The organism is Sphingomonas sp. AC449 (genome assembly GCF_979253475.1).
Genome location: NZ_CEEDCZ010000006.1, coordinates 213,723 through 221,254 on the forward strand (window position 1 = coordinate 213,723; position 7,532 = coordinate 221,254).

General features: G+C 67.2%; 4 protein-coding genes. All 4 read left to right on the plus strand.

What is annotated here, in order from left to right:
* The first annotated feature begins 85 nt into the window (after positions 1 to 85).
* Positions 86 to 3,025 (plus strand): 2-oxoglutarate dehydrogenase E1 component, encoded by a 2,940-nt coding sequence (locus AC0CH3_RS12320; RefSeq protein ID WP_354304112.1) that lies wholly within the window; start codon positions 86 to 88, stop codon positions 3,023 to 3,025.
* A gap of 80 nt (positions 3,026 to 3,105) precedes the next feature.
* Complete coding sequence (gene odhB / locus AC0CH3_RS12325) at positions 3,106 to 4,353, plus strand: 2-oxoglutarate dehydrogenase complex dihydrolipoyllysine-residue succinyltransferase (protein ID WP_354304017.1); 1,248 nt, start codon at positions 3,106 to 3,108, stop codon at positions 4,351 to 4,353.
* Positions 4,354 to 4,480: 127 nt separating this feature from the next.
* Entirely contained in the window at positions 4,481 to 5,875 is a 1,395-nt protein-coding gene (gene lpdA, locus AC0CH3_RS12330) for a dihydrolipoyl dehydrogenase (RefSeq protein WP_465237945.1), read from the plus strand.
* Between the two features lie 1,209 nt (positions 5,876 to 7,084).
* On the plus strand, positions 7,085 to 7,532 hold a 448-nt coding region (locus AC0CH3_RS12335), incomplete at its 3' end, for a DUF4893 domain-containing protein (protein ID WP_465237946.1).

The following is a 7,532-nucleotide window of genomic DNA, read 5'->3' on the forward strand; positions in this document are numbered from 1 at the left end:
GCCCGTGCCCTCACCCTCCCACCCGCAAGTGCGGGCGGGCCCCTCCCTCTCCCCCGTGGGGAGAGGGAATTTGAGGATCGAGACGATGGGCTACGAAGGCCAGGATTTCAGCGATATCGCAGCCGGCGTCAGCCCGGCGTTCGTAGAGACGCTCTACGCCAAGTTCACCGCCGATCCGGCCTCGGTCGAATCCGGCTGGCGGACGTTCTTCGAGGGGCTTGAAGGCTCCGCGCAGGGTCCGAGTTGGGAAAGCGCGCGCTGGCCGCTGACCACCACGGACGATCTGACCGCGGCGCTCGACCCGACCCAGATGGAGCCCGCGCCCAAGCCCGCAAAGGGTGGCGGCAAGCCCGCGCCCGCAGCCGCCGCGCCCGCGCCCGTCTCGAAGGACGAGATCGCCAAGGCCGCGGCCGACGCGATCCGCGCGCAGCTGCTGATCCGCACCTACCGCGTCCGCGGCCATCTCGCCGCCAATCTCGATCCGCTCGGCCTGTCGAAGCGCGAGATGCCCGAGGATCTGAAGACCGAATATCACGGCTTCTCCGACGCCGACATCGACCGCAAGGTCTATCTCGGCGGCACGATGGGCTTCGAATGGGCGACCATCCGCGAGCTCGTCGACACGCTGCGCAAGAATTACTGCGGCAATGTCGGCCTCGAATACATGCACATCGCCGATGTCGAGGAGCGCCGCTTCCTCCAGGAGCGCATGGAGGGCCAGGACAAGGCGATCGAATTCTCCGTCGACGGCAAGAAGGCGATCCTCAACAAGGTCATCGAAGCCGAGCAGTGGGAGAAGTTCCTCGGTAAGAAGTATGTCGGCACGAAGCGCTTCGGGCTCGACGGCGGCGAATCGATGATCCCCGCGCTCGAATCGGTCATCAAGTACGGCGGCCAGATGGGCGTGCGCGAGATCGTCATCGGCATGGCGCATCGCGGTCGTCTGAACGTGCTCGCCAACGTGATGGCCAAGCCCTTGCGCGTCATCTTCCACGAATTCGCCGGCGGCTCGGCCAACCCCGATGACATCGGCGGGTCGGGCGACGTGAAGTACCATCTCGGCACCAGCACCGACCGCGAGTTCGATGGCCACAAGGTTCATATGAGCCTCGTCGCCAACCCCTCGCATCTGGAAGCCGCCGATCCGGTCGTGCTCGGCAAGACGCGCGCGATCCAGACGCTCAATAACGATCTGAAGGACCATGTCGCCAGCTTGCCCGTGCTGATCCACGGCGACGCGGCGTTCGCGGGGCAGGGGATCGTCTGGGAGTGCCTCGGCTTCTCGGGGATTCGCGGCTACAACACCGGCGGCTGCGTCCACTTCATCATCAACAACCAGGTCGGCTTCACGACCTCGCCGCAGTTCGCGCGCTCGTCGCCCTATCCGTCGGACGTCGCCAAGGGCGTCCAGGCGCCGGTCTTCCACGTCAATGGCGACGATCCCGAGGCGGTGACCTTCGCCACCAAGATGGCCATGGAATTCCGTCAGAAGTTCCACCGCGACATCGTCATCGACATGTGGTGCTATCGCCGCTTCGGCCATAACGAGGGCGACGAGCCCTCCTTCACCCAGCCGCTGATGTACGACATCATCCGCAAGCATCCCGGCGTCAGTTCGGTCTATGGCAACCGCCTGATCAAGGAAGGCGTGATCGACCAGCCCTGGATCGACGAGAATGTGAAGCAGCTCACATTGCGGCTCGAGGGCGAGTTCGAGGCGGGTGCGTCGTACAAGCCGAACAAGGCCGACTGGTTCGGCGGTCGCTGGACCGGCCTCAGCGCGCCGACCGACGGTGCGTCCGCGCGCCGCAACGTCGAGACGGGTCTCAGCCAGAAGCTGTTCGACTCGCTCGGCCGCACGCTGACGACCGTTCCCGAGAGCGTGAAGATCCACAAGACGCTCGCGCGCGTGCTCGATGCCAAGCGCGAGATGTTCAAGTCGGGCAAGGGTTTCGACTGGGCGACCGGCGAGGCGCTCGCCTTCGGCGGCCTGCTCTCCGAAGGCTATGGCGTCCGTCTGTCCGGCCAGGATTCGGGCCGCGGCACCTTCTCGCAGCGTCATGCGGTCTGGGTCGACCAGACCGACGAGCACAAGTACGTGCCGCTGCAGGAAATCGAGCACGGCAATTTCGAAGTGCTCGACAGCCCGCTGTCCGAATACGGCGTGCTCGGCTTCGAGTACGGCTATGCGCTCGCCGACCCGAAGACTCTGGTCCTCTGGGAGGCGCAGTTCGGCGATTTCGTCAACGGCGCGCAGATCATGATCGATCAGTTCATCACGTCGGGCGAATCGAAGTGGCTCCGCGCCAACGGCCTCGTGATGCTGCTCCCGCACGGTTATGAAGGGCAGGGGCCAGAGCATAGCTCGGCGCGTCCCGAGCGCTTCCTCCAGTCCTGCGCGGACGACAATATCCAGGTCGCGAACTGCACCAGCCCGGCGAATTATTTCCACCTGCTCCGCCGGCAGATGCACCGCAACTTCCGCAAGCCCCTGATCGTGATGACGCCCAAGTCGCTGCTGCGTCACAAGCTCGCCGTCTCGAACGCCGAGGACTTCCAGGGCGACAGCCACTTCCGTCGCCTCCTGTCCGACACCAACGGTGCGGCCGACGTCGACACCAAGCGTCTCGTCCTGTGCACCGGCAAGGTCGCCTATGACCTGATCGAGGCCCGCGATGCGCACGGCGATACGGACACGCAGATCGTCCGCGTCGAGCAGCTCTATCCCTTCCCCGGCAACCCGATCGCCGAGCGCGTCGCCAAGATGCCGAACCTCGAAGAGATCGTCTGGGCGCAGGAAGAGCCGAAGAACAACGGCTACTGGTTCTTCGTCGAGCCGCTGATCGAGGAGGCGCTGGCCAGCGTGAATTCGCCGGTGAAGCGTGCGCGCTACGCCGGCCGCAACGCCTCGGCGTCGCCCGCGACCGGCCTGATGAAGCGTCACCAGACCGAGCAGGGCGCACTCGTCGCCGACGCGCTCGGCCACAGCGTCCGCGACGAAATCCGCCGCACCCGCGCATCGTAATCAACGCTGTTCCCCCGCGAAGGCGGGGGCCCAGTCTGGGTCCCCGCCTTCGCGGGGATACAAGGAAGTAGGCAGAAACCATGGCAACCGAAGTCACCGTCCCCGTCCTGGGTGAATCGATCACCGAAGCCACCCTCGGCGAGTGGCTGAAGCAGCCCGGCGATCCCGTCGCCGTCGACGAGCCCATCGCCAGCCTCGAGACCGACAAGGTCTCGGTTGAGGTGCCGTCGCCGGTCGCCGGCGTCATGGGCCAGCACGCGGTCGCGGTCGGCGACACCGTGCAGGTCGGCGCGATGCTCGCGACGATCGACGCCGGTGACGGCGCCGCAGCCCCCGCAAAGGCGCCCGAGCCCGCCGCGACCGCAACGCCCGCAACGCCCGCCAAGGACGAATCCGGCGCAGGCTATGGCGACCAGCCTGGTGCCGGCACGAGCGACTCCCCCGCCGCGCTCTCGCCGTCGGTCCGCCGCGCGGTGCTCGAGCACGGCGTTGACCCCGGCACCGTCAAGGGCACCGGCCGCGACGGTCGCATCACCAAGGAAGACGTGACCGCCGCCGCCTCGAGCAAGCCCGCGCCCGCCGCCGCACCTGCGCCCGCACCGGCCGCAGCCCCCGCCGCAGCCTCGGGCCGCGGCGAAGAGCGCGTCCGCATGACGCGCCTGCGCCAGACGATCGCCAAGCGCCTCAAGGAAGCACAGAACACCGCCGCGATGCTGACGACGTTCAACGACGTCGACATGACCGCGGTGATCGAGGCGCGCGCCAAGTACAAGGATCTGTTCGAGAAGAAGCACGGCGTCCGCCTCGGCTTCATGGGCTTCTTCGTGAAGGCCGCCACCATGGCGCTGCGCGACATCCCGTCGGTCAACGCGTCGATCGACGGCGACGACATCGTCTATCACGACTATGCCGACATCTCGGTTGCGGTCTCGTCGCCGGGCGGCCTCGTCGTCCCCGTGATCCGCGATGCCGACCAGATGTCGGTCGCGACGATCGAGAAGACGATCGGCGACTTCGGCAAGCGCGCCAAGGACGGCGCGCTCAAGATGGACGAGATGAAGGGCGGCACCTTCACCATCTCGAACGGCGGCGTGTTCGGTTCGCTGATGTCGACCCCGATCATCAACCCGCCCCAGTCCGCGGTCCTCGGCCTCCACCGCATCGAGGAGCGCCCGGTCGTCGTCAACGGCCAGATCGTCATCCGCCCGATGATGTACCTCGCGCTCAGCTACGACCACCGCCTGATCGACGGCCGCGAAGCCGTGACGTTCCTCGTCGCGCTCAAGAACGCGATCGAAGACCCGACGCGGATCCTGATCGACCTGTAAGTATCTAACCACCCCGGCGCAGGCCGGGGCCCAGTGGGGAAGGCCGCGGTGACGAAGCGCCTCGCCCTCCCCATATATCTCCCAACTGGGCCCCGGCCTGCGCCGGGGAAGTAAGAGAGAAGCGACAATGGCTGACTATGACTATGACGTCCTCGTAATCGGCGCAGGCCCCGGCGGGTACGTCGCCGCGATCCGCGCCGCACAGCTCGGGCTGCGCACCGCCTGCGCCGAGAGCCGCGACACGCTCGGCGGCACCTGCCTCAACGTCGGCTGCATCCCGTCCAAGGCGCTGCTCCACGCGTCCGAAATCTACGAGGAAGCCAAGAGCGGCCACCTCACCAAGTTCGGCATCGATTTCCAGGGCGTCTCGCTCAACCTCGACCAGATGCACGCCGAGAAGGCCAAGGCCGTCAAGGAACTGACCGGCGGCGTCGAATTCCTGTTCAAGAAGAACAAGGTGACCTGGCTCAAGGGCAAGGCTGCGTTCCAGGACGCGCACACGGTCGACGTCGCGGGCCAGAAGGTAACCGCGAAGAACATCGTCATCGCCACCGGCTCGAGCGTCATGCCGCTCCCCGGCGTCGAGGTCGACCAGACGACCGTCGTCGACTCGACCGGCGCGCTGGCGCTTCCCAAGGTGCCCGAGCACATGGTCGTCATCGGTGGCGGCGTGATCGGTCTCGAGCTCGGGTCGGTCTGGCGTCGCCTCGGCGCCAAGGTCACGGTCGTCGAGTTCGTCGACCAGATCCTCCCCGGCTTCGACGGCGAAGTCCGCCGTGAGAGCGCCAAGCTCTTCAAGAAGCAGGGCATGGAGCTGAAGCTCTCGACCAAGGTCACCGGCGTGAGCGTCGAAAACGGCGTCGCGACCGTCACCGTCGAGCCCGCCGCCGGCGGCGCGTCCGAGACGATGACCGCCGACGCGGTGCTCGTCTCGATCGGCCGCAAGGCGAATGTCGACGGCCTCAACCTTGAAGCCATTGGCCTCGAACTCAACAAGCGTGGCCAGATCGAGACCGACCACTCGTTCCGCACCAAGGTCGACGGCGTGTGGGCGATCGGCGACTGCGTCCCCGGCCTGATGCTCGCGCACAAGGCGGAGGACGAGGGCGTCGCGGTGGCCGAGAACATCGCCGGCCAGACCGGCATCGTCAACGAGGACGTCATCCCGTCCGTCGTCTACACGATGCCCGAGATCGCCGGCGTCGGCCTCACCGAGGAAGCCGCAAAGGACAAGACCGAGATCAAGGTCGGCAAGTTCCCCTTCGCCGCGAACAGCCGCGCCAAGACCAACCGCGACACCGACGGCTTCGTCAAGGTCATCGCGGATGCCAAGACCGACCGCGTGCTGGGCGTCTGGATCGTGTCGAGCCTCGCCGGCACGCTGATCGCCGAAGCCGCCATCGCGATGGAATTCGGCGCGACCAGCGAAGACATCGCCTACACCTGCCACGCGCATCCGACGCATGCCGAGGCGCTCAAGGAAGCGGCGATGGCAGTACAGGGCAAGCCGATCCACATCTGACCGCGCAAGGCCGTAGCGAAGCTACGGCCGAGCACCCGGCGGTCAGACCGGCCGGCGGCGCTCCAGCGCCGTCCGACGACAGGGGCTTTGCCCCTGTCCGGCCAGGCCACATTTGAGCTGAGTTTCACAGGCGTCGGTGATTAAAGTCACCGGCGCCCTTTCTGCGTCTGCGGGTGCGGGCTGAACGTGCACGGTCTTGAACGCGGAGCCAGTGAGGAACACACATCCCTCCCGTCATCCTGGCGAAAGCCAGGATCCAGAGCCGCAAACGCCACCCTTCGCGGATCTGGATCCTGGGTCGAGCCCAGGATGACGGCAGGGGCGGGCGCAGTTTGCCTCCAGCAATCAATAGCCGGTCCGGATCGGCAAGCTCACACGCGACAATCCGCACCCGCAACTACGCTCAACCGCGGCGCGCCCCACCCCCCGCCCCGTCATCCTGGCGAAAGCCAGGATCCAGAGCCGCAAACGCAACCCCCTGCGGCTCTGGATCCTGGGTCGAGCCCAGGATGACGGAAGAGGTGGGCGCAGTTTGCCTCCAGCAATCAATCGCCGGTCCGGATCGGCAAGGTCACACGCGACAACCCGCACCCGCAACTAGGCTCGACCGCGGCGCGCCCCAACCCACGCCCCGTCATCCTGGCGAAAGCCAGGATCCAGAGCCGCAAACGCAACCCTCCGCGGCTCTGGATCCTGGGTCGAGTCCAGGATGACGGAACAGGTGGGCGCAGTATGTCGCTCAAGCCATCGATCGCCGGGCCGTAGCTGCAGGCTCACCTGCAACAACCCGCCCGCTCCCGTCATCCCGGCGAGCGCTGGGACCCAGAGCCCCGAAGGCACCCGCCCGCGGCCATGAGTGCCGGGTCCAGCCCGGGATGACGGAAGGGGGGGCTGGTCTCGCACCGGCGCCCTCGACCGCCACATCTGGGCCACCCGTACCCACGCCACTCGTCCCGCCCGCTCCGCTCTCCCAGCCGACGGTTCACCGCATCCATCGCTCGCTCCGGTGCGCACTAAGCGAGATTAGTGCGTGCGTTTACAATCTGTTTACCACCGCAGCATAGCGACCCGTCTCCACGCCGGTTCGACATCCCCGTCGCAACCGGCCGTGCAAGGAGCCTGCCTGTGCGTGCGTTGATGATCCTGGCGATAGGAGCGGCCTGTGTCGCGGGATGTACGACGCATCCGCGCAGCAGCGGACGTCCCGTGGTGACCGCCGAACGCGATCCCGCCGCGCCGCGGTGGACGACGATCGCCACGCCCGGCGATCGCGCGCGGCTGGAGACACTGTCCGACAGCTGGACGCGCGCGCGGGCGGCGGTGCCGAAGCGGCTCGCACGCCGGGTGAAGGAGGAAGGCGCGCTGCTCGATCCCGCCGCCGCGCTCGACCTGCCCGCGCTGTCGCCGGGTTCCTATCGCTGCCGGCTGGTCCGGCTCGGCGGGCGTGCGGGCTATGCGAGCTTCGCCCCCGATTTCTGCTATGTCGATGGCGACGGCACCGGGCTGTCCTTCACCAAGCAGACCGGAACGACGCTCCCCGGCGGCTGGCTGCACCCTGACACTGACCGGCGGCAGGTGTTTCTCGGTACCGTGCGGACGGCGGCCGCAGAGGTCGCGCCGCCCTATGGCACGAGCCCAGCGCGCGATATCGCGGGCG